A 22,255-nucleotide genomic window follows, 5' to 3' on the forward strand; every position below is an offset into this window, starting at 1 on the left:
CAATTTTTCTCTCATTCTATGGAAGTTTTCTTCTTGTTGTGACGTTTTTCATCTAACCGAGTTAGTAAAATACGCCTAATGATTGCTATATTTTGGAACAAACGTACTCCAAAAGCGAAAATGGCTGCTAAATATAAGTCTACACCTAAATTCACACCTAAAAATGCCAGTCCCGCCGCAAGAACTATATTAAAAAAGAAACCTGATACAAATACTTTATCGTCATATACTTGCTGTAATTGAGCTCGTATACCGCCAAATAACGTATCTAAAGCAGCCAGCACTGCTATAGACAAATAATTTTCATAAATAGAGGGGATTTGGATATTTGTTAACAAGCCTAATGCTAGTCCAAGCACCAAACCTAGAAATGGTAGCCACATAGTTTATTCTCCTTTTTTGACCTCTGTTAAATAATCATTCGTCAATGGCTGATCGAATGCCGGTATGGTTACCAATTCAGTCGGCTCCTCTATCACTAAATTAAAATTATCTAAATAAAATGAATCGATAAATGTTGAAGCTTGAATGGAATTATACATTTTTTGAGCTGCCTTAAATGTCGTTGTCCCAACATAAATTTCGAATGGTGGCGAAGACAGTGCTACACTGTTCACCGTTGTTCTCCCATTGATGTCCCTAATAGCTGTGGTATGAACAATACGATTTCCATCAATTGCAACACTAGCAGCATCATATTTAAATAATTCATTCAGTAATTGGGTCAGTAAGTCTGGAGAAATCTCTTTTATTTCATACCCCATTGCTACTAATTCTGGGGCTGGCTCCACTCGAAGTATCACCCCAGGACCTGTTATATCCGTAAGACCTGCCTGTTGTTTTAAACGATTTACTGTCTCATTTAAAACACCTTGTAAATTAGTTTTTTCAGATTGCTCATAGCGACCCACTACCTCATTGAGTGAGCGAATATCTGCTAATAATGTGGAATGCCTTTTCTTTTCTTCTGCTAATTCCTCTCGTATGGCCCAAATATCTCGTGTATCTCGCTCAGCTGGTTTTTGAATGGTATTGTATTGTACCGCTATCATCAAACCGATAATAAATAGCACGATCGTTATTCGGGTGTACATATTTTTTTTCAAAATAGCCCCTCCTAGACGCATCGCAAACAATTACTCCTTGATATCATCAAATTTAGACTTTGCATTTTATAAATACAAATAATGATCTAGGACATCCACAGGAGGCTTAACATAACTTTCTGCCCATGTTTAACTTTCTACTTTGACATTAGGCATCATTAACTTTTGATTTTCTTCTAAGGACACCACAATGTTGTCATTTAGCAACTGATCTACTACACCACCACTTAAGTTCAATGAAGCGCGGAGTGTCGCCGAATCCCCAATTGCCTCGATGACAAATGGAGCTGGGTGTTGCTTGCCGTCAATTGTAATAACAGGGCCATTACATCTAATATAAGAATTCGCCATGACCCGTTGTCCATTAATGGCAATCGCTTGTGCTCCAGAAATTTTTAATTCATTTAGCAACTTAAAAACATGACTTTCGTGGACGATATAATCATTAGGGTTTACAGATTTAGGATCGTAATCACCATCTTGAAGTGTAATACGTATACCCTTTCCTTCTGAATCTAAATCACCTAACAATAATCGTAAATCTTCTGCTTCTTGAACTAAGTTCTTAGAATCCTTTTCATTTGATGCAAATTTCTTTTCATAGTGCCGAATCTTTTCTTGTAACATGTTGGCTTCTTCTGTGAGTTCTTTATTGCGCTCTTGTTGTTCAATGAGCTCCTCACGATATGAATCTTCTTGTTCAAATAGCTCTGATTTAATGGCGCTACTTTGGCGATTGTCCTTCGCTTGGTTGTAAGAATAGCCGATGATAAACCCAGTTGTTATGCAAACGATGAGCAGCTCAAATTGTTTCCTCGTAAAGAAATTCCCTTTGCTATTCTGTTTCTTGTTGTTCATCTTCATTCACTTCCTGATTGGCCACTTTTCCATCAGGGTTGTCCTCCATATCAATGTTCACTTTGTTGTACTCATCATTAAAGGGACGGTAATAAGAGCCGACTTCTATGTCGATAACTCCCTTTTCTAAATCTGCAATTTGCGCAACAATGGATGGATAATAATTTAGCTTTTCAGCTAATGTTGGTATCACTGCACGTACTTCATAGCCGTCATTCATATAAAGCTTGACCGCATTAGGATTGGCCTCATTACTGTTAGTATTGACTTGTGAGATTAAAGCTAAAACTTCAGGTTTTAAACGGGCTAATTGTTCTACAAGCTTGTTAATGGTCTTTTCCCCCGTTATGCCAATAAAAACGGGCGCATCAATCGGGATATTGTCGCCAGCTTGCTCAAATTTTTTACCGTTCTCTAATAATGGGTAATAGGTTCCATCACCCGCTAGATACGCAACTTTTTTCCATTCCTTAATATCAATCGTTACGCCTCTCAGCCATTTACGCTTCACTTGTACCTCTTGCACCCATTTGTCCTTTAGTATAGCCTGTTCTACATCTTTAACCGTAAAACCCCACATCGACTTTCCTGGTGCAAGTGTACTAGCATCTAAGTAATATTGCTCGTCAGCTAGTTTAGCACCGTTCACCGTAATGTTTTTAATATCACTGTAAGGAGATTGAAAATAAAGGAGTACAGCTAGCACCAAAAAGAAAAGTAATATTAGGACTATGAATTTACGATTTGTACGCTTTTTTCGTCGCAGTTTTAGCGTAGGGATGCGATCTTCTATATCAATTACTTTCTCCATAAAAGTACTCCTCCTTTATATTTATTTCGCTAATTGATAAATAATACCTATTATTAACCACATTGTTACTAAAGATGTTCCACCATAGCTAATAAAAGGTAATGTGACACCGGTTACAGGAACCAAACCGATTACTACTGCAATATTTAAAAATGCCTGCACCGTTAACATTGTCACAAGTCCAATAATGGCGTAATAGGATGTTCTTGATTTAGCCTGTACTGCAAACTTATAACCAGCGTATATTGTCAACACAAACAGCGCTAAAATAACAAGTCCACCTACTAAACCGATTTCTTCTAAAATAATCGCATAAATAAAATCATTTTGTGGTTCAGGTAAATACAAGAACTTTTGTCTACTTTGGCCAAAGCCATGTCCAAAAATCCCTGCTGGACCAATTGCCATTAACGATTGTACAGCTTGGAAACCACTGACTAAAGGGTCGGCCCATGGATCAAGAAACGCTTCAATTCGTTTAAGTCGATAAGGTGCTGTTGCAATCAATCCTACTAATCCAGCAACTCCCGCTACCATAATCATTGCATAAAGTTTTAACGGATAACCTGCCACAAATAACAGTAAAAAAACAGAGACAACGAGTATAAAAACAGAGCCAAAATCGGGCTGAAGCATAATCAGTGCAACCGGTATTATTACTATTACGGCATGACGCCAATTTACTACTGGTGTTCCGGTTTTATGTTGCGCCAATATATGACTCATGTAAACAAGAACGGTAATTTTCGTTATTTCAGCAGGTTGTATGGTTAATGGTCCAACACCAATCCAACTTTGTGAACCATTTCGCTCAAGACCAATCCCTGGTATAAGAACAAGGACAAGTAAAACCAACGAAAATAGATAAGCCATCTTCCAAAAGGATTGCTCTTTCAAGATTTCTAATCGAATCGTGATGAAAAACACGACAATGCCTACCCCAAAATACAAACTTTGTTTCATATAAAACGGCATTTTTCCACTATAATGAACGGCACTCCAATAGGTACCTGCAGAATAGACGAAAATAATGCCGATTACTGATAGCATCAAAGTTGTGACGAGCAATAAATAGCTTTCTTTCCCTCTCAGTAATGCCATCCTTCCACGTCAAGTATATTCTAAAATAGTTACAGGCTCGTTACAGCTTCATTACAGCATCAATAAAAACATCCCCACGGATTTCAAAGCTGTCATATTGATCCCAACTTGCACAGGCAGGTGATAATAAAATAACATCTCCTTCTGCAGACATTGGTGCGGCATAATGAACTGCATCCTCTACATTTTGAGCAATGACCGTTTGTGAAACTCCACAAGACTTAGCAAATTCTACAAAGCGTAAGCCCGTTTCACCGAACGCTACTACACCTTTGACATGCCCCATGCAAGGTCGTAACTCTTCAAAAGAATGTCCACGGTCTAAACCACCCGCTAGCAAAATAACGGGTGCTTGGAATGCATCCAGCGCACTTTTCGTTGCTAGGCAATTAGTTGCTTTAGAATCATTATAAATTTTCCGTCCATTCCACTCACGGACAAATTGGGTACGGTGACGGACACCTCCAAATTTAGCTAAAACCTCTTCCATTTTAGCTTTTTCGCAGCCGATCAATATACAAGCTGCTACTGCCGCTAAAATATTTTCTAAATTATGTTTACCTGGCAATGCAATAATCGCTCTGTCCATAAACGGTTCACCTTGCCAATAGATTGTTGTATCATCGGCACTAATCCCTTGCTCGGTACGTCCTTTCGACGAAAACGGCACTTTCTGTGCATTGGATTTTGCAGCATAGCCCACAACAATCGGCTGATCCGCATTGAAAATGAAATAATCTGTTTCATCTTGATTGCGTGTTACGCCAAATTTTGCTTCAGCATAGTTATCAAACGTACCGTGATAATCAAGGTGTGCATCATAAAGATTTGTTAATATAGAAATTTTTGGTTTAAATGTTTTAGTACCCATCAGTTGGAATGATGAAAGCTCTGTCACAATGACATTATCTTCTTGCGCTTCTTTTGCTACTCCACAAGCTACGGTCCCAATATTACCTGCGATTAATGGCTTCTTCGCACCATTTTCCAGCATTTCGAATATTAATGTCGTCGTTGTCGTTTTACCATTAGAACCAGTAATACCAACAAATGGTGCATCACTAATTAAATAAGCAAGCTCTATTTCTGTCCATACAGGAATTTCACGTTTTATCGCATCTGCTACGATGTTATTGCTATATGGGATACCTGGATTTTTGACGACTATTTCAAAGCCTTCATCAAGTAAATCCTCGGGATGACGACCACAAATAACGGTAATGCCTTTTTGCAATAGACCTTGTGCATCAGGGCTTTCATCAAACGGCTTAGAATCATTGACTGTCACAAAGGCGCCAAGCTCATGTAAAATCTCCGCTGCTGCAACACCACTTTTAGCTAGGCCTAAAACAAGGACTTTTTTATGTTGTAAATCTGTATACTCTCTCATTAGAACGCCTCCGATAAGACTGCAATCAATGCTACTGCTAAAGCAGTTGACCAAAAGACAAGTACAACTTTCCATTCTGACCAACCTGATAATTCAAAATGATGGTGGATAGGACTCATTTTAAAAATACGTTTTTTACGGATTTTAAAGCTACCCACCTGCAAAATGACAGATAGTGTTTCAATAACAAACACTAATCCAACTAATACAAGTAAAAACTCTTCTTTAACTAAGACAGATACCATCGCTAATGCACCACCGAGTGCAAGTGAACCGGTATCTCCCATAAATACCTTTGCAGGGTTTGCATTGAATAGTAAAAACCCTAACAAAGCACCCGTTACTGCAAATGTAAATAAAGCGATATCAGCTTGATCTTGGAATAGCGCAATTACACCGAATGCCGCAAAAGCAATAGAAGCTGTACCTGCCACTAGCCCGTCTAGACCATCTGTTAGGTTAACAGCATTAGAGAAACCAACTAACCAGAAAATTAAAAACGCTACATAAAAAATACCAAGATCAATTGTCCAGTCTGTAAAAGGAATAGCTAATGTGGTATCAAAAGAACTTGCGTGTAATAAGAAGTATGCAAGTATTGCGATGACAATTTGCCCTATTAACTTTTGAATAGATGTCAACCCAAGATTGCGTTTAAAGATAACCTTCAAGCCGTCATCTAAAAAGCCAATCAAGCCAAAGCCTACGAGCACAAGTAAAAGGACCACGGTTTGTGAGGTGAATAAATCTAAAAAGCTGCCAATGCCAACTGTTGTAAGGATGATGGCGATTAAAAAGATAATGCCCCCCATTGTTGGTGTACCTGCTTTTTTCATGTGTGATTTTGGTCCTTCTTCACGAATACTTTGCCCAAACTTCAATCGACGAAGAAGTGGAATACTAATTGGTGCCAAGATAACTGTTACTATAAAAGCAATAGCTAAAATGGTAAGCGTTGTTGCGAGTTTCATTGAAAAATCTCCTTTAAATCTTGTTTCACTTTCTTCTTCACGAAAAAAGCACAAACTCTCATATAATTATTACTACCCTTCATAATAATAGTGGTTCTTTCCCTTTTTTTAAAGGTAAAGTTACATTAGTTCACTAAATATAAATGAATGGTGCCGTCTTGTTTGATAACACTATCCACTTCAGGTAATTGACTACCAATTTTAGCTCCTTCTCCATGCCATTCAATACGGAATGGATAATGTTGCTTGGCAATGTCATCCTTCGTTTGACCAATAAAACTAGGTACTTTCACAGTAAGTGGGTCACCCCAACGATAATCCTTTTCAAGCTGTTCCTTTGATTTTTCAATGCCAATAAAAGGTGCTACATCTTCAATAATTTGACCAACAATCGGAGCCGCTACCACGCCACCAAATTGCGTTGTTTTCTTCGGATTATCCACCGCTACATATACGACAATTTGTGGATTATCAGCTGGTGCAAAGCCTATAAAAGATACGATATACTCGCCATCTTTATACCGGCCATTTTCAACTTTTTGTGCTGTACCTGTTTTACCCCCAATACGTAGACCATCTCGATACGCTTGTCGACCTGACCCCTTCGCTACTACCGACTCTAATGCTTCACGTACTTTTGCAGACGTTTCTTCACGAATTACTTGCCTTTTAATAACTGGTTTTGTTTCGTTAATCGTTTCACCTGTATCTGGATTAAATATTTTCTTTACAACATACGGCGTATACAGCTTGCCCCCATTGACTGCAGCAGCTACTGCTTGCACCTGCTGGATCGGTGTTACGGCTACCCCTTGACCGAATGAAGTGGTCGCTTGTTCTACAGGGCCAAATGCCTCTTTCGAAAATAGTATCCCTGAAGCTTCACCAGCAATATTGGAGCCTGTTTTTTCTCCAAAACCAAAGTCTTTAATATACTGTAATAATCTTTCACTACCCAAACGTTGACCTAATTCTATAAAACCAGGGTTACAAGAATTTTGTACAACTTCTAAAAACGTTTCATGTCCATGGCCTTCACGCTTCCAACAGCGCAGTCTAGCACCGGCAACCATTGTATAGCCTTGATCGTAAAAAGTATCCTTTTCTAAGTCCACCAAGTTCTCTTCTAAAGCAGCACTAAGCGTAATAATTTTGAAAGTAGAACCTGGCTCATAGGTCATCCACACCGGCAAATTCCGATTGTAGATAGAAGGCTCGACCTGTTGATATTCAGCCGGATGAAAGGTTGGATAGGAGGCTAAAGCTAGTATTTCACCTGTATTAGGATTCATTGCTACCGCCATTGCCTGATCTGCTTCATAACGTTCCATTGCCTGTGATAATTCACGTTCAACGACTTGCTGTACATCGACATCAATCGTTAGCTCAATTGTTGCCCCATCTTCTCCTGCTTTCCATGCACTTGCAACATTGGGTAAGTTATTACCTTTGGCATCTGTAAAAAGTCGTATAGCTGAAGAATTCGCTCGCAATAGTTTGTCATACTCATATTCTATACCTGCTAGCCCTTGCGCATCATATCCTGTAAAACCTAAAAATCGCGATAGAAGCGTGCCATAAGGATAATCTCTTGAGTAATCCACACCACTATATAATCCCTCAATTTGCATGCCTTGTAGTTGAACAGCTTTCTCGTAGGAAATATTTTTCCCTTCAGGTGCTAGCTTTACTAAGTACGCCTTTTTCTGCATCTTTTCCAACAGTTTTTGTTGGTCTACTTCCAGTACCTGTGCTATTTGTGCGGCTGCTCCTGCAATATCTTTGCTTTGCGAAGGCATAAAATATAAGGTAGGCGCCAGCTTATTGGTCACAATACTATTACCATCCCTGTCCGTAATATGTCCTCGCTCATTGGCAAAAGGAATTTCACGATCCCAGTTTTCTTCTGCTTTTTGTGTCAATTCTTTTTGATCAAATACTTGTAAAACAAATAACCGAATAACTATCGCTACAGCTACGCACAAAAACAAAACATATAAAATACGTAAACGTTTTTTGGAATGGATAGAAATCCACTTCATTCGACATCACACCTTGTTTTTTACAACGTATGAAATAAAGTGGACTTCTATTCAATGGCTATTCATCATCTACCTGTTCAATTTCTCCTTCAGACGGCGCTTCAACATCTTGTACAAAGCTTTCAGCAGGTGTTTTCAACTTCACTACAATTGGCGCACTATCTGAAATTACGGTACCTGCAGATACACTTTGACTGACTGCAAAGCCCTCTCCAACAACTTCAATTTCTAGACCTGACATGGATTTAAAAACTAATAGATTACGTAATGACCAGTTTGTAAAGTTTGGCAATGCAATATCCCCTGCTGTTTTCAAAAAGACAAAACTACCTTTGACAAGTTTTTGTCCACTTTTCGGATATTGCTCTAAAATTTCTCCTCCAGCTCCAACAATTACTGGATTTAATCCATCGTTTGCCAGTTCAACTTGAATAGCTTCTGCATGCTGACCAGTATAATCTTGTATAGCTGTATGATTGACATGCTGAACATCAGCTGGGCTAATATTTAAATGTTTTAAACTATTTTGCATAACTGGCTTAAAGATTTTGGAAACTGGTACAGAACCTAACTCACCTTTAAGCTTTGGCTTTTCCACCGACACATACATAATGAGTTGCGGATCATCGTATGGCGCCATTCCTAGGAATGAATACAAGAACTGATTGGCTCCCCATGAATAGGTTCCGTTTGCCTTTGGTATCTGGGCTGTACCCGTTTTACCAGCTACTTGGTATTCATCAAGGATAAAGTCCTTCGCTGTCCCAAACTCTGATGTTAATGTCGAAGCAAGAATTTCACGTACTTGTTTTGCTGTATCTGCTGACACTGGTTGACCTTTTTCTTCCGGCTCATGTTGTTGGATAATTTCACCAGTTGATGAATCTACAATCTTATCGATAACGTACGGCTGCATCATCTTACCGTCATTCGCAATCGCTGTCATCGCTTGGATAAGCTGTATCGGTGTCACGGTTGAACCTTGCCCATACGTCGTTGTCACGCGTTGAATTGGATACTTCGATAAAATTGTACCCGTTGCTTCATTCGGTAAATCAATGCCTGTTTTCTTACCAAAACCGAATTTCCCTAAGTAATCAACAAATACATCATCACCAATACTTTTTAATAAATTGGCCATTGCTGTATTAGATGAACGTTGAAAACCTTCTAGATACGTAATTTTGCCCCAACCTACTTGGTTATGATCTCGAATTGTACGATCATACACTGTATATTGCCCAGACATAAATCTTTCAGACGGTGCCCATTTACCAGTATCGATGGCAGAAGCAAGCGTGAATGTCTTCATCGTCGAACCTGGTTCAATGGTTTCTTCAATCACAGCATTAAGCCATTTCATATTCGTACTTTCACGTGTATCTGGATTAAAAGTTGGACGCTGTGACATCGCTAATATTTTCCCTGTTTTCGGTTCAGCTACAACGACAATCATTGACTCGGGATTATATTCTTTCTCAACTTGCGTCATAGCATCCTCTACGAAACTTTGAATCGTTTTATCAATAGTTAAAAAGATATTATCGCCATCTTTTGCAGGTGTCACCATTTTTTCACTGTTTGGTAATAAGTAACTAAAGGCATCGGTTTGATATTTTACTTTGCCATTAACACCCGTTAACTCCTTATCATAGGTAAGTTCTAACCCCATTTTCCCTTTCGTCGTTACGGTGCCGTCCTTATTGTCCTGTTTCAGAGCAAAACCAATTAAATGTGAAGCAAAAACACCATTCGGATAATAGCGTTTTAAATCGCTAACAAACAATATCCCAGGTAATTTTTCTTCTTTAATTTTGCTCATGACTTCATGGTTAATGCCTCTACCTGCCACACCAAACTCCACCTGATATGGCAAAGTTCCATCACTGCGGAGCTTCGTTAGCCTTTTATAAATATCCTCTTTATCCATTTTGATATATTCACTTAAGATTTCTGCCGTTTTTTCAGGGTCTACAACATGATGGGGTCTCTTTTCATCTGTAGTAGCCTTATCACTAACTACGGCAATTAGTCGATAACTAAGCGTATCTTCAGCTATAACTTGTCCATTTCTATCAAAAATTTTGCCTCGGTTTGCTGTGATTGCACTTTCTTTGTTATATTTAGCCGCTGCTTTTGCAGCGAGCGCTTGTCCTTCTGCTTCACCTGTCGCCTGTAATGTAATCATTCGCGTGAATAATAGAAAAAAGAGCCCTCCATAAAAAACTAGTAATAGAAAGGCTCCCCATTGGAATCGAAATCTCTTTTTTTTCATTCTCCCGGCACTACCTTTACATTTTTCTCATTTTGAGTTAAACCGAGTTCTTTTGCTTTTTTCCATATATTTTCGTATGTAGAAAGTTCACTTACACGAACTGTTAAGTCAACATTCTGTTTTGCAATCTCATCTGCTTCTGCTTCGATTTTTTGAATGTCCATGCTTGTCGTTTGAATCGCTGCTTGATTATTCAAAACTAACACTGACAATACAATGATGATACTTACTAAAGCTAGTAGCATCATTTTTTCAAACTTCTGGTTCGTTTTTTTACGACGTATGATAGTGGGTTGTGGACTAGGTGGTGTTATCGGTTGTTGCACATGTTGCTGTTGGTGCTGCCTTACACGTACTGCTGCCATTTACTCACGCCCTTTGTCGTTAATTTTCTCCACCACTCTAAGCTTCGCTGAACGAGCTCGATTGTTAACTGCTAATTCTTCCTCAGAAGGTAGAATCGGCTTTCTAGATATAAGCTTTAAAGTTGGCTTCATGTCATCAGGAATTACAGGTAAATTTGGTGGTAATTCCGGTAAAGATGACGCTTCTTTAAAAATAGTCTTGCATAGGCGGTCTTCCAATGAATGGAATGTAATAACACTAATACGGCCACCTACATTAATCATATCAATCGCATCGACTAACGAATCCTCCGCTGCGCCTAGCTCGTCATTCACAGCAATTCGAATTGCTTGAAATATGCGCTTCGCAGGATGTCCACCTTTACGGCGAGCCGCTGCTGGTATACCCTCTTTAATAAGTTCTACAAGCTGTCCTGTTGTTTCAATTGGAGCTGTTTTACGAGCCTCTTCAATTTTACGAGCAACTTGCTTCGAAAATTTTTCTTCCCCATAACGGAAGAAAATACGAACTAAATCTTCGTATGCCCAGTCATTCACGACATGATATGCTGTAAGCGCTGCCGTCTGATCCATGCGCATATCGAGTGGTGCATCATGATGATAGCTAAAACCACGCTCTGGCGTATCTAATTGCGGAGAAGAAACGCCTAAATCATATAAAATGCCATCTACTTCTTGTATACCAAGTGCTAGTAGCTCTTCTTTTAAATAACGGAAATTCGAATGAACAAATGTAACACGCTCTAAATAAGCAGCTAATCGAATTTTCGCATTTTCAATAGCCGTCGTATCTTGGTCAAAACAAATGAGACGACCTTTATCAGATAATTGTTGTACTAAATATTCACTGTGTCCTGCTCCACCAAGCGTACAGTCCACATATACACCATCAGGATCGATGTTCAACCCATCAACAGTTTCTTTTAATAGCACGGTTGTATGATCGAACATACCAATCGCTCCCCTCAGGCCTTAACCTTTTCAGTTGACGTTTTCACGTCTAATACAAAAATTAAAAATCAAAGCCAATCATATTTTCTGCAATTTCATTAAAAGATTGTTCAGACTCCGCAAAATAAGTTTCCCAAGCATCTTTTGCCCATATCTCAATTCGATTCGAGACACCTAGCACAACACATTCTTTTATTAAATGAGCATGTTGCATAAGTGTTGAAGGAATATTAATACGACCTTGCTTGTCTATTTCTACTTCCGTCGCACCTGAAAAGAAGAACCTCGCAAAAGCACGAGTATCTTTCTTTGTCATCGGTAAACCTTTTAATTTTTCTTCGAGTTTTCGCCATTCATCCATAGGATAGCCAAACAAACAATTATCAAGTCCGCGTGTCACAACAAAGGTTTCACCTAAGGCTTCACGAAATTTTGCGGGCACGATTAATCGTCCTTTCGCGTCAACAGAGTGTTGATATTCTCCCATGAACATGCTAGTCACCCCACTTTATTAAATAATGTACCACATCGCCCCACTTTCCTCCACTTTTTTTAAAAAAAACTTGACAATTTCATCTCATATGTGTGTTTAGACCTTTAGACAAATTTTCATTTTGTGCTAAAGGGCATAAAAAAAGAACTACCCTTAGTAGGATAGCTCTCTTTTTTCCTGCAAAACCGACAGATTCCTTCAAATCTACGTTTACACCCTAGCTTTTAATAGCCCTAAAGGCATACGTTTGTGATATTACAAATAAAGGAAATAGTGGTGATTTCCAATATTGTATGTTTTCTTCAACATTTCTTCAATTAACGTAGGTCCAAACTCATTTATATATTGATACGGATTATAAGAACGCTCTTGGAACCCATCATTTGGATACAGCTCATTTTGAAGTGTCATAAATTTTCGAATAGTCGTTTCATGCTTACTTAGCACTGTTTGTTCTACTTTTTGTTGTAAATACTCAAACTGTCTAACATGATTTTCTTTGTTTTTTTCAAGTATTTTATCTAATGATATTTGTTGTTCTGCAAAATAGCGCTCAAGTGTAGCGTATTTTTCTAAAAGCAGTTGTTGCATGTCTAAAATTTGACGCTTCGCTTCAGCATCTTGCACTTCAGCAATAAATTGCTCCTTTAAAGCGATTGCTTTACCATTCCATATATCTTCAACCGTTAAATGATATTCACGTAATAGTTGATCTACATGGCGCGTAATAATCGTAATATTAAGACGTGGCGCAAAAATTGGCATTTGTAAACCTAATACAGCAAACGCATCCTTTAATGTCGCCCAGTATGCAAGCTCACCAGGTCCACCAACAAATGCTAATACTGGTATCGTCATTTCCTGCATTAACGGACGCGTAACAACATTATTACTCAAATTCTCTGGATGTTGCTGTGCCATCGTTAAAAGCTCTTCTTGCGAAAGTTTAATATTTGCTGCTAAATTAACAAATTGATGTTGTCGTCTTTCTAATAAAAAGCGCTCTCCATCTTTAACATAGAACAAATTAGCTGCATCTTCAGTTGCTAATATCGGCTTACCATAACCCGCTCTGTCCAACGCAGCTTCTTTTTCTGTTACTAGTCTTGCAATTTCTTTACTATGATGAATGAGCTGAACAAAATGGTTACGTTCATATTGACGGAATTTCACATCGGCTGCATCAATCATTAGAAGACCTTCGTCTTTGAACAGCGTATTCATTAGTCGTGCAAAGAAATCAGTAAATGTTTCACTCTCGTTCAACGCAACCAAAAGTTGATTGAACAACCTTTCAGTGTGCGCTGTTTCACCAAAGTCCTTGATGATCGTATTAATTAATTGGGTCATCGCTTCTTTGTTTAAGTTTGTAGTCGAAGCCATTGTTTTTCTTCTTGAACGCTCACCATACGCACGCTTTTTTATATCCGTATCGCGCATTGTAAATGTATGGTTAATTTCCTCTAAGTCATGATCTTCCCCAGCAATCCAAAAAATCGGTACAACTGCTCGTTGAAGCTTTTCACTTTGCTCTTTTGCTAATGTTATGACCGAAATTGCTTTATGAACTGAGTAAAGAGGGCCAGTTAGTACACCCGCTTGTTGCCCACCGACAACTGCAACAGCTCCTTGCTCTAGTTGTTGCAAATGCTCATTCGTTTTATCTGATAAGCCAAGTGGCTCCATAAACTGACGAATTATTGCTGTTAACTCTTTTTGATCACCTGCTCGCTGTTCTAAATATTTCGCTCGCATTTCAAACGACTTATCATTGTATTCATATTCAAAAAACTCATGAATGGCAGTATTTGGCGACCAATAATCTGCTAGCACACGATTTTTTACGGGTACTTGGATTGACTCCAGTTTCATTTAACACAAACTCCTCTACTCACTAAATCATCGTATTCCTTGTAAACATTTTTTAATGCTATTATTTTACCCCTTCTGTCTTCAACATGAAAAGAAAATGCTTATACAGATTGTAAATATTCTACAACAGATTGAATCATACCGACTAGACAAATTAAAAGATACGCTGTACTAAGTACTAAAAATAAAAAACGCCAAATTTTTCGCAATAGCGGCCTCACTTCAATTTCCTTTTTCGTACGCCAATCAACATATGTAAAAACAATCGCTAGCACAATTGCTAGCATGACTAAAAGAGCTCCCACATTCACTCCCCACAGCGCACCAATTGCCAATGGCACAGAAAAAAACAGCCAAAACGTCGTGACATCTGATGCGGCACCAAATGCATGAGTGCCTCTAATATTAACCTTTCGACTAACAGCATAGACAATTACAAATAACAGAATTGGACAAAAAATAATAACACTTATGACTATATGTAAAATATCTTTCAATATTGTTCACCGCTCTCTTCCATCGCTAGAACTTGGTGATATAAAGTTCGCAAAGTAGGTAAAGAATAACCGTTTGCTGAAGCTTTTTGTAAAACTGCCCCTACAATCGTGTCAACTTCGCTTTTTCTACCCTGCATGCGATCAGCTAGCATCGAGGATGTATTCTTCCCTGTTTTTTCACACAAAGTTATTACTGCTGAAAATGGAATTGTCTGTTGCATGTCTACAAAGGCCTCTGCTAACTCTTGATATATGGTATGCATTAAAAAGAACGCATGCTTATTTGTTAATAACTCACCATTCTTGATTTGCAATATAGCCGTTAATGGATTAATCAGACAGTTCAATACAGCTTTTTCAAAAAGCATTTGTTCGGCATTTTCAACCATTTCTATTGGGCATAAAGGATTTTGCATCTGTAGCAACTGATGAAATATTCCATCGTTCCCACGCGCTATCCCTATTTTACACAGACCCATCCCTCTATGCTGGACTGTAGTTAAATTAATTATTTGGGCACCAAAAGAAACCGAGCAAAAGGCTATCGTTTGCTGCGGTAAACGTAAAGCTTCATCGAAATGCGCTAAACCATTTTGCACAAATAGCAATGGCACCTCTTTTGGAACATCTAATAATTGTTTATAAATATTTTGTAGTTGCCGATATTTAACTGCTATTATAATCAAATCGGGTTTCGATATCGTCTTCAACTCTACTGTAGAAGCAATTTGATGCACTGTCTGCGTTCCATCTAACTGAACCCTCGTTAAGCGCTTTAATTGAAGTTCATGTGCTTGTTCCTGTCTTCTCACCACTAACGTTACGTGCATATGAGCTTCTGCCAGGAAACTAGCCATTAGCTGGCCTACTGCTCCAGCTCCAATAACTACTACATTCACAATGTTCGCCACCTCCACTTAATGAAAAGAGGCTATCTAACAGTAAAAGCAAACTTTTAAACAGCCTAAATTGACAAAGCCAATCAACACTTTTCCAACATTTACTACACTCGTCCTATCATAACACAATCATTACTTTGCCTTACGCTATAGAAGGAGGTGCCTCAGAAATACCTCTGAGACACCTCCTTTGCAGGTGTTTCTATTATACAAGATTGGTTGGTAATTACGATACAATAATGGTTGTTTTCATACAATGAAGGTAAACATATAGTCAACATTTGCGTTTACACCTTGATTTCTTTAGCTTCATTTTCTTATAAGCACTGTCGCTAATCAGCCATCTCTACTAATAGGCATTTTTCTTTTAAAATGTTAATCTTTCATTAACGAATAACCTTGCTGTAACCATTTCACTAGCTTTTCATGCTCGTTTTGTAATTCACGATGTTTAATTTCAAGATTTTGATAAGCTTCCGTTAATTCATCAAAACTCGTTAACGCTAATTTTAAATGGCTTCGCATAGATTGTTGAGGTTGATTGCGAACAGCTAAAAGCGATTGACTATATTGCCCACGTAATGTTTTATTCCAACGAAAACCACATGCTTGTTTTGTACGTCCAAGCTCATTAGCAGCCATTTCAAATGCCTCTAACTGCGTTTTACCGTTTTGCACATTATGCAAGACAATTTCTGCTAATCTTTCATCGTCTTCCTTTGTCCATTGATCTTTTCTTTTTTTCAGTTCCATAATCTATCACCCTCACATTTTTTACTACTATATGCGTTACCAGGCAAAATAGAATCACAGGACGAAAAAAGACAGTGATTATGTTTCGAGCTAATCACTGCCACTATACACTACTTACTGTTCTTTTTTGTTAGAAAATTATTAACTGCCTCGTGATGCGCTTCACTTTCCCATAATTTTGCACATGTGCGAACTTCCTCCATAACGCGCTCATACATATTACGCTCTCGCCATTTACGAAGTTCAATTTCTTTATACGCTTTGTGCACGGAAGGATGTATTTTGCGCATATGTTCAATAAACTCATTCAAAGCAAGTTCCTTCGATCCTTCAAATACACGCATTGCCCAACCAATCTCATATAGTAAATCAGCCGGATATGGCTTTGCATCCACTAGCATCTTCATTGCGCGGTCATGGCGTAAACCTCGTTCAAATAAGTAGGTTCCACCACCCCAGCCACTTGTAATTGCTAATGTCCCTTGAATAAAGCCACATTTAGCATGGCTAGCCACTAAACGAAAATCACAAGCAGTGGCAATCTCGCAGCCACCGCCTACAGCAGTCCCATTAATCAGTGCTATCGTCGGTACTGGTAATGTAGCAAGATCATATAAGATTTCCCCCATCTTACTTAACATTCCAAAGGCTTCATCTTCAGTTTCAAGAGAATGAAATTCTGATAAATCCCCTCCTGAACAAAAAGATTTTTCCCCCGCTCCTGTCACGACTAAAAAACGCACATCGTCATGATTTTGTATATATGTAATTACTTCTCGAAGACCATTCATTACCTCATCATTCACAGCATTACGCTTTTCTTCACGGTTTATGGTAAATGTCATGATCCCATCTTGATTATCAATACTATAAGCCACTATAGTTCCCCCTTTGTCCCCATCAATTATACGTCGGCTAAATCGGAGCCCACTTGAAAAGACCCTCTGAAAATGTATAACGTTTGCTAATACCTTATCACTTATTCAGCAATCGTTCGAAACCTCACTGAAGCAAGCTAAATAAATTGTATCACACTATTGTTATAGCACTATATAAATTTAAAATATTTATGAAAAATTCTGTTATTTCAAGCAAACAAAAAGGCTAGTAAAGAGCCATGGTCTCTTTACTAGCCTTTTAAGTGAGCAAACACTGTATTATTTGCTTACTACTTCTTTACCTTTGTATTGTCCGCAAGCTTTGCAAACACGGTGTGATAATTTTGCTTCACCACAGTTTGGGCAAGCTACCATACCAGGTACAGATAGTTTGAAATGCGTACGACGCTTTCTTTTTGCAGTTTTAGAAGTTCTTCTAAATGGTACAGCCATTGATGGCACCTCCTTACAGATCGTCTATTCGTCTGTTTGATCAAAATACTTAGCTAAAGCAGCTAGTCTTGGATCCACTTTTGGTTCGTCAGTTTTTTTGTGAAGCGCCACGTCTTCATCTGTTGCGTAAGACCAATTTTTACCACCTTGCACTTGTCCTTCGGTATTCTCTTTGAATACTTGCAATGGTACCTCAAGAAGCACTAGCTCCTCAATAACTGGCTTCATGTCGATTACTTCACCATCAAGATAGTGAATATCACCGTCATCTTCCCCTCTTTTTTCTTCGTCAATCCAGCTGAATATTTCAACTGTCTCAACTTCGATAGGAAACTCAACATCTTCCCATGTGCGAGCACAAGGTAGTGTTAACGTTGCTGTCACAGTTAGCTGACAAGTCATTTGCGATGCACCGAATGTACATAGCCCTTTTACATGAACGGGCGAAATTGCTCGAATATCCTGGTTTCGCTCCATCACCTCATCCAATTGGACATAGGTATCGATCGGCATTCCGTCTTGACGGTATTTAGATAATTGATGAATTGACCATTTCATTCGTTTAATCACCTCGAGACAACACTGTTGATTATATAATGTGTAAAAATAGATGTCAAGATAATTTCTTGTCACCACTCGAAAACCCACCTATAATTAAGTACATCTAATTTGTATTTAGCCTCTTGTCGTAACCGACAGTAAATCATCAGTAGCTATAAGCAAAATTTCAGATAGAGGCACTGTAACACTATTTGTAGCATCTTGACTGGTCAAAATCAAGATGCGAGAAAAATATAAATAAAGGGGGTTTTACATGTGAAAGCAGTCGGCATTGTTGTTGAATACAATCCTTTTCATAATGGACATGCTTATCATTTGGAACAGGCAAAAAAAGTAGCGCAAGCGGATATAGCAATCGCTGTGATGAGCGGGACATTTTTGCAGCGCGGTGAACCGGCCATGGTAGATAAATGGACACGTACAAAAATGGCACTCGCTAGCGGTGTGGATATTGTTATTGAGCTACCGTATGTCTATAGTACCGCACCTGCAACTGATTTCGCAAAGGGGGCGATTTCATTATTGTCGGCAATCCGCTGTGATGCATTTGCCTTTGGTAGTGAAGATGGTTCCATTCAGCCCTTTTTGAACACCTATCAGTTAATTTCGCAACACCGTACTGAATACAACTCGCTTATTAAAGAAAGTGTGCAAACAGGTGTTAGCTATCCTAAAAGCTTACATTACGCCTATGAACAGCTTTCTCAAAAGTTCCCTGCACCATACATTGATTTAGCACAACCGAACAACATACTCGGATTCCATTATATTGAAGCAGCTATGATGTTAGGGAGCAAAATTAAGCCTTTAACCATTCCTCGTATAGCAGCAGGATATCACGATGCACTACAGGAAGGGGCATCGATAGCAAGCGCAACTGGAATTCGCAAAGCGCTCGCTTCGACAGGATCTTTACAAAGTGTGCAAGAAGTACTGCCGGATGCATCTTTTCATTATTTACAAGATTGGATTTTACAATACAAGAAATTCGCTAGTTGGGAGGCTTTTTGGCCGCTCCTACAGTTTACCCTTATAAGACATAGTGCAAGCGAGTTAACACGCTATGCAGAAGTTACAGAAGGTATTGAACATGCGCTACTAAAAGCAGCTAAAACAAGTAACTCCTTTAGTAGTTTTATGGAGAAAATTAAATCTAAACGCTATACATGGACACGTCTACAACGCATGCTAACACATATTTATACTGGTTTTACAAAAGAGCAGCTAAAAAGCTTTCAAGCGCCTTCAACAATTCGCTTACTCGGTATGAGTACAAAAGGGCAAGCTTACTTAGGCGTACATAAAAAGGATTTCACATTGCCTTTAATAAGCCGAGTTGCCTCTACGAATGATGCGATGCTAGCAGTAGATATACATGCTGCTGAAGTTTATAGTTCTAGTATTGAACTAGGCGCACAGCAGGCTACATTACCAAAAGATTATCAAATGCCGCCGATACGATTTTAACGAGACGGCCTAACTTATCAATATTGATAGCTACTACCGTGGGAGAGGACACCTTAAGCTCCTTGGAAGGGGCTGGAGTATAACTTTTTATATAATAATAAGGGCATCTGTCATTATTACGCTAATGCCCTTTAATGCGCGCCCTAGTTGCTGATAGCTTAAGACAATGACTTCTGCGAGAACAGCACATAATATTAGACGCAACAGCGACAGTTACGGCTATCCTATGCCAAGCTGATAGCATCGTCGTTGCGGACATCGACAACATAGTAAAAAGTGTTAGATTGATTGTCAGCAATCTAACACTTTTTCAGTTTGACAAGTTAAAATATCACATTATTTTGGTGCTAGCTGTTTTAAATAAGCAATCGCATCATCGACTGTTTTCACAGGGACAATTTTCATTTTCGTCCCAATTTCTTTAGCCGTTTTGACAGCCGTCGCATAGTTCGATTCTAACTCAGGATATTTTGCTTTCATTTCAGGTGTAATCTCATCATCAGGTGCAAAAAATATTTCCATACCGTCACGATCGGCTGCAATAATTTTGTAGTCAATACCACCAATACGCCCAACAGAACCATCGATTAACATTTCACCAGTTCCAGCCACAGCATAGCCTTTTGTTAAATCCTCATCGATTAATTGATTTAATATTTCTAGTGTAAACATAAGCCCCGCGGAAGGTCCGCCAATATCTTCGGTTTTCATCGTAACATTTGGATTAGTTTCAATCGATTTACTCTCCGCATAAGTAATCCCTAACCCAGCTCGTTTTTCCTCTGCTTGCGGAATTTCTTTCAAGGCAATGGTTTCTTGTTGTTCCTTTTTATCGCGTAAAAACTGAATCGTCACTTTATCGCCGAGTTGTTTTTTGGATAAAAGCTCCACAAGCATTTGTTGATTCGTAATTTCGATACCATCCACTTTCGTTATTTCATCCCCAGCTTTTAATAATCCATCTGAAGCGCCACCATCTAAAACATTTAATACAAATACGCCATTGAAATGTATTTTCGCCTCTAGGCCCGCTCTTTGAAAAGCTACATATTTTGCATTGAATTGAGAATCTGACATTAATTTCAGTTGACGAACATTATATTCTTCGTCATCCTCTAATGGATTTCTTACTTGTTTAATATCCATTATTTTTTCATATTTTTGTGTTTTCGCCCAGAGATACGAAAACGGTGTAGCTTGTTGCATAGCAACTGTCATTAAACTCATCGAACCCGCCTCATCAGAATGATTATTGGCGACAGTGACAAATTTACTAACATCGTATGCACTTCCAGGCTTCATAATATACGCGTCTAGTCGGTATAACATAAAAAAACAAAGCGCGACTAAAAACACTGCATAAAGACCAATTTTTTTCTTCATCGAATGGACACCTCCTAAGACGCACGCAAAACTATTAGTTCATGTTTTTGCCTTTTTTACATATATTGATTTTAGCATTTGCCTATGTGAATGACAAAAAGTTGAAACGAGATGATATCATGTTTGCGACAATTCAAATAGCGCTCTGCATACTTCTTATCCTATTACTCTTGTTGTTCCCACAAACTGCTCATAGTGGTACCGATTTAGGATTAAATCTTTTTATGGAGGCGTTATTCCCTTATTTATTGCCTTATCTTATTTTAACGCAATGGTTACTTCGTTTAACCGCTCCTATGCGTGCAAAAACAAAACGAATTTCTCTATACGTACAAGCCTATCTTATTAGCGCACTTGGTGGATACCCGACAGGAGCCACAACTATTGTCTATTTAAAAAATAGTGGACAATTACACTTAAAAGAGGCGAACTTTTTACTTGCCGTTTGTCATGCCCCAAGCCCTCTTTTCGTACTAGGTTTTGTCAGCCTTGATTTATTAAACAGTAATACGTTTGGTTGGCTGTTTTTATGTTTACTACATAGTTTTAATATTTGTTGCTTAGTAGTTGGTTATTTTTTATTTCGTAAAACCGACCCTCCTACCATTTCTGTACACAATACCGTCTTATATACAGCCCCATTTTCAGAGAGCATAAAAGAAACGGCACCAACCATTCTATTAGTTGGCACAACCATCATTTTTTTCACAACCATTCAAACCATATTACAACAAGGATTAGATAAAATGTTACCTGCTATTCCACAAACAGTTGAGCTTGCAATCGCCGCGATTCTTGAAGTAACAAACGGATTAAAAATGACGGTTACTGAGTTTTCTGATTTCCCGTATTTATCATTACTCGTTGTCATAATGTTGACAATGCAAAGCATAAGTATTCATTTACAAATTTTTGTTATTGCAAAATCAGCCAAACTTTCTGTCAGACCTTACATCAAATTTCGCCTTCTTAGCATAATCATTGTACCAACAATTTATGCTGCTTTTTTCTTACTATAGTGCCAGTCACCCAAACAATTCTGAATTTTCCTTGCTTAAGCAGCGTAAAATGGTTGTATATAAAAAAGACTATAGAATGGACTCGAATTTTTTCAAGTCCGTCTATAGTC

The 22,255-nt window shown here is 38.5% G+C and carries 22 protein-coding genes; 2 read left to right on the plus strand and 20 right to left on the minus strand.

What is annotated here, in order from left to right; genetic code table 11:
* Positions 1-11: 11 nt before the first annotated feature.
* The 19 genes from LS41612_RS18365 to LS41612_RS18455 all read right to left on the minus strand — a co-directional run bounded on the left by LS41612_RS18365 (position 12) and on the right by LS41612_RS18455 (position 18,273).
* The gene (locus LS41612_RS18365) at positions 12-383 is read right to left on the minus strand and encodes a small basic family protein (protein ID WP_024362137.1); all 372 of its coding nucleotides are present in this window, start codon (positions 381-383) and stop codon (positions 12-14) included.
* 3 nt (positions 384-386) lie between these two features.
* The gene (locus LS41612_RS18370; protein WP_024362138.1) at positions 387-1,106 is read right to left on the minus strand and encodes a DUF881 domain-containing protein; all 720 of its coding nucleotides are present in this window, start codon (positions 1,104-1,106) and stop codon (positions 387-389) included.
* Between the two features lie 129 nt (positions 1,107-1,235).
* Positions 1,236-1,964: a DUF881 domain-containing protein gene (locus LS41612_RS18375; protein ID WP_024362139.1), complete on the minus strand. Its 729-nt coding sequence runs from the start codon at positions 1,962-1,964 to the stop codon at positions 1,236-1,238.
* Positions 1,942-2,775 (minus strand): cell division protein FtsQ/DivIB, encoded by an 834-nt coding sequence (locus LS41612_RS18380; RefSeq protein ID WP_024362140.1) that lies wholly within the window; start codon positions 2,773-2,775, stop codon positions 1,942-1,944. The genes LS41612_RS18375 and LS41612_RS18380 overlap by 23 nt, the downstream gene beginning before the upstream one ends.
* A 21-nt stretch (positions 2,776-2,796) precedes the next feature.
* Positions 2,797-3,876 (minus strand): putative lipid II flippase FtsW, encoded by a 1,080-nt coding sequence (ftsW, locus tag LS41612_RS18385; RefSeq protein WP_024362141.1) that lies wholly within the window; start codon positions 3,874-3,876, stop codon positions 2,797-2,799.
* Positions 3,877-3,916: 40 nt separating this feature from the next.
* A complete protein-coding gene (gene murD, locus LS41612_RS18390) occupies positions 3,917-5,266 on the minus strand; it encodes a UDP-N-acetylmuramoyl-L-alanine--D-glutamate ligase (RefSeq protein ID WP_024362142.1) in 1,350 nt (449 codons plus the stop codon).
* On the minus strand, positions 5,266-6,237 hold the full coding sequence (gene mraY / locus LS41612_RS18395; protein ID WP_024362143.1) for a phospho-N-acetylmuramoyl-pentapeptide-transferase: 972 nt from the start codon (positions 6,235-6,237) through the stop codon (positions 5,266-5,268). The genes murD and mraY overlap by 1 nt, the downstream gene beginning before the upstream one ends.
* A 125-nt stretch (positions 6,238-6,362) precedes the next feature.
* Positions 6,363-8,279, minus strand: coding sequence for a stage V sporulation protein D (locus LS41612_RS18400; RefSeq protein ID WP_024362144.1), 1,917 nt, complete (start codon positions 8,277-8,279; stop codon positions 6,363-6,365).
* A gap of 58 nt (positions 8,280-8,337) precedes the next feature.
* Complete coding sequence (locus LS41612_RS18405; RefSeq protein ID WP_024362145.1) at positions 8,338-10,554, minus strand: penicillin-binding protein; 2,217 nt, start codon at positions 10,552-10,554, stop codon at positions 8,338-8,340.
* Positions 10,551-10,919, minus strand: coding sequence for a cell division protein FtsL (gene ftsL, locus LS41612_RS18410; RefSeq protein ID WP_024362146.1), 369 nt, complete (start codon positions 10,917-10,919; stop codon positions 10,551-10,553). Before ftsL ends, LS41612_RS18405 begins: the two co-directional genes overlap by 4 nt.
* On the minus strand, positions 10,920-11,870 hold the full coding sequence (rsmH, locus tag LS41612_RS18415; protein WP_024362147.1) for a 16S rRNA (cytosine(1402)-N(4))-methyltransferase RsmH: 951 nt from the start codon (positions 11,868-11,870) through the stop codon (positions 10,920-10,922). It lies immediately after the preceding gene.
* A 61-nt stretch (positions 11,871-11,931) separates the two neighbouring features.
* On the minus strand, positions 11,932-12,363 hold the full coding sequence (gene mraZ, locus LS41612_RS18420) for a division/cell wall cluster transcriptional repressor MraZ (RefSeq protein WP_024362148.1): 432 nt from the start codon (positions 12,361-12,363) through the stop codon (positions 11,932-11,934).
* 255 nt (positions 12,364-12,618) lie between these two features.
* Positions 12,619-14,235 (minus strand): bacillithiol biosynthesis cysteine-adding enzyme BshC, encoded by a 1,617-nt coding sequence (bshC, locus tag LS41612_RS18425; protein ID WP_024362149.1) that lies wholly within the window; start codon positions 14,233-14,235, stop codon positions 12,619-12,621.
* A gap of 101 nt (positions 14,236-14,336) precedes the next feature.
* A complete protein-coding gene (locus LS41612_RS18430; RefSeq protein WP_024362150.1) occupies positions 14,337-14,732 on the minus strand; it encodes a DUF3397 domain-containing protein in 396 nt (131 codons plus the stop codon).
* A complete protein-coding gene (locus tag LS41612_RS18435) occupies positions 14,729-15,631 on the minus strand; it encodes a ketopantoate reductase family protein (RefSeq protein ID WP_024362151.1) in 903 nt (300 codons plus the stop codon). Before LS41612_RS18435 ends, LS41612_RS18430 begins: the two co-directional genes overlap by 4 nt.
* 375 nt (positions 15,632-16,006) lie before the next feature.
* Positions 16,007-16,384 (minus strand): transcriptional regulator, encoded by a 378-nt coding sequence (locus LS41612_RS18440; protein ID WP_024362152.1) that lies wholly within the window; start codon positions 16,382-16,384, stop codon positions 16,007-16,009.
* Between the two features lie 110 nt (positions 16,385-16,494).
* A complete protein-coding gene (locus LS41612_RS18445) occupies positions 16,495-17,262 on the minus strand; it encodes an enoyl-CoA hydratase/isomerase family protein (protein ID WP_024362153.1) in 768 nt (255 codons plus the stop codon).
* 279 nt (positions 17,263-17,541) lie between these two features.
* The gene (gene rpmF, locus LS41612_RS18450) at positions 17,542-17,715 is read right to left on the minus strand and encodes a 50S ribosomal protein L32 (RefSeq protein WP_010858320.1); all 174 of its coding nucleotides are present in this window, start codon (positions 17,713-17,715) and stop codon (positions 17,542-17,544) included.
* Positions 17,716-17,739: 24 nt separating this feature from the next.
* On the minus strand, positions 17,740-18,273 hold the full coding sequence (locus LS41612_RS18455; protein WP_024362154.1) for a YceD family protein: 534 nt from the start codon (positions 18,271-18,273) through the stop codon (positions 17,740-17,742).
* Between the two features lie 258 nt (positions 18,274-18,531).
* On the opposite strand from LS41612_RS18455, the gene LS41612_RS18460 reads away from it, so the two are divergent.
* Positions 18,532-19,743 (plus strand): nucleotidyltransferase, encoded by a 1,212-nt coding sequence (locus LS41612_RS18460; RefSeq protein ID WP_024362155.1) that lies wholly within the window; start codon positions 18,532-18,534, stop codon positions 19,741-19,743.
* A gap of 336 nt (positions 19,744-20,079) precedes the next feature.
* Here the strand turns inward: LS41612_RS18460 and LS41612_RS18465 are convergent, their stop codons facing one another.
* Positions 20,080-21,126, minus strand: coding sequence for a SepM family pheromone-processing serine protease (locus tag LS41612_RS18465; RefSeq protein WP_024362156.1), 1,047 nt, complete (start codon positions 21,124-21,126; stop codon positions 20,080-20,082).
* A gap of 119 nt (positions 21,127-21,245) precedes the next feature.
* On the opposite strand from LS41612_RS18465, the gene LS41612_RS18470 reads away from it, so the two are divergent.
* Positions 21,246-22,145: a hypothetical protein gene (locus LS41612_RS18470; protein ID WP_227665412.1), complete on the plus strand. Its 900-nt coding sequence runs from the start codon at positions 21,246-21,248 to the stop codon at positions 22,143-22,145.
* Positions 22,146-22,255: the final 110 nt, after the last annotated feature.

Origin of the sequence: Lysinibacillus sphaericus (genome assembly GCF_002982115.1) — a bacterium.
Taxonomy (GTDB): Bacteria; Bacillota; Bacilli; order Bacillales_A; family Planococcaceae; genus Lysinibacillus; species Lysinibacillus sphaericus.

Excerpts from the sequence above, each read along its gene's own strand:
- LS41612_RS18365 (WP_024362137.1), bottom strand. The coding sequence starts at position 383 with ATGTGGCTACCATTTCTAGGTTTGGTGCTTGGACTAGCATTAGGCTTG.
- LS41612_RS18375 (WP_024362139.1), bottom strand. The coding sequence starts at position 1,964 with ATGAACAACAAGAAACAGAATAGCAAAGGGAATTTCTTTACGAGGAAA.
- LS41612_RS18380 (WP_024362140.1), bottom strand. The coding sequence starts at position 2,775 with ATGGAGAAAGTAATTGATATAGAAGATCGCATCCCTACGCTAAAACTG.
- ftsW (WP_024362141.1), bottom strand. The coding sequence starts at position 3,876 with ATGGCATTACTGAGAGGGAAAGAAAGCTATTTATTGCTCGTCACAACT.
- murD (WP_024362142.1), bottom strand. The coding sequence starts at position 5,266 with ATGAGAGAGTATACAGATTTACAACATAAAAAAGTCCTTGTTTTAGGC.
- mraY (WP_024362143.1), bottom strand. The coding sequence starts at position 6,237 with ATGAAACTCGCAACAACGCTTACCATTTTAGCTATTGCTTTTATAGTA.
- LS41612_RS18400 (WP_024362144.1), bottom strand. The coding sequence starts at position 8,279 with ATGAAGTGGATTTCTATCCATTCCAAAAAACGTTTACGTATTTTATAT.
- LS41612_RS18405 (WP_024362145.1), bottom strand. The coding sequence starts at position 10,554 with ATGAAAAAAAAGAGATTTCGATTCCAATGGGGAGCCTTTCTATTACTA.
- ftsL (WP_024362146.1), bottom strand. The coding sequence starts at position 10,919 with ATGGCAGCAGTACGTGTAAGGCAGCACCAACAGCAACATGTGCAACAA.
- rsmH (WP_024362147.1), bottom strand. The coding sequence starts at position 11,870 with ATGTTCGATCATACAACCGTGCTATTAAAAGAAACTGTTGATGGGTTG.
- mraZ (WP_024362148.1), bottom strand. The coding sequence starts at position 12,363 with ATGTTCATGGGAGAATATCAACACTCTGTTGACGCGAAAGGACGATTA.
- bshC (WP_024362149.1), bottom strand. The coding sequence starts at position 14,235 with ATGAAACTGGAGTCAATCCAAGTACCCGTAAAAAATCGTGTGCTAGCA.
- LS41612_RS18440 (WP_024362152.1), bottom strand. The coding sequence starts at position 16,384 with ATGGAACTGAAAAAAAGAAAAGATCAATGGACAAAGGAAGACGATGAA.
- rpmF (WP_010858320.1), bottom strand. The coding sequence starts at position 17,715 with ATGGCTGTACCATTTAGAAGAACTTCTAAAACTGCAAAAAGAAAGCGT.
- LS41612_RS18455 (WP_024362154.1), bottom strand. The coding sequence starts at position 18,273 with ATGAAATGGTCAATTCATCAATTATCTAAATACCGTCAAGACGGAATG.
- LS41612_RS18465 (WP_024362156.1), bottom strand. The coding sequence starts at position 21,126 with ATGAAGAAAAAAATTGGTCTTTATGCAGTGTTTTTAGTCGCGCTTTGT.
- LS41612_RS18470 (WP_227665412.1), top strand. The coding sequence starts at position 21,246 with ATGTTTGCGACAATTCAAATAGCGCTCTGCATACTTCTTATCCTATTA.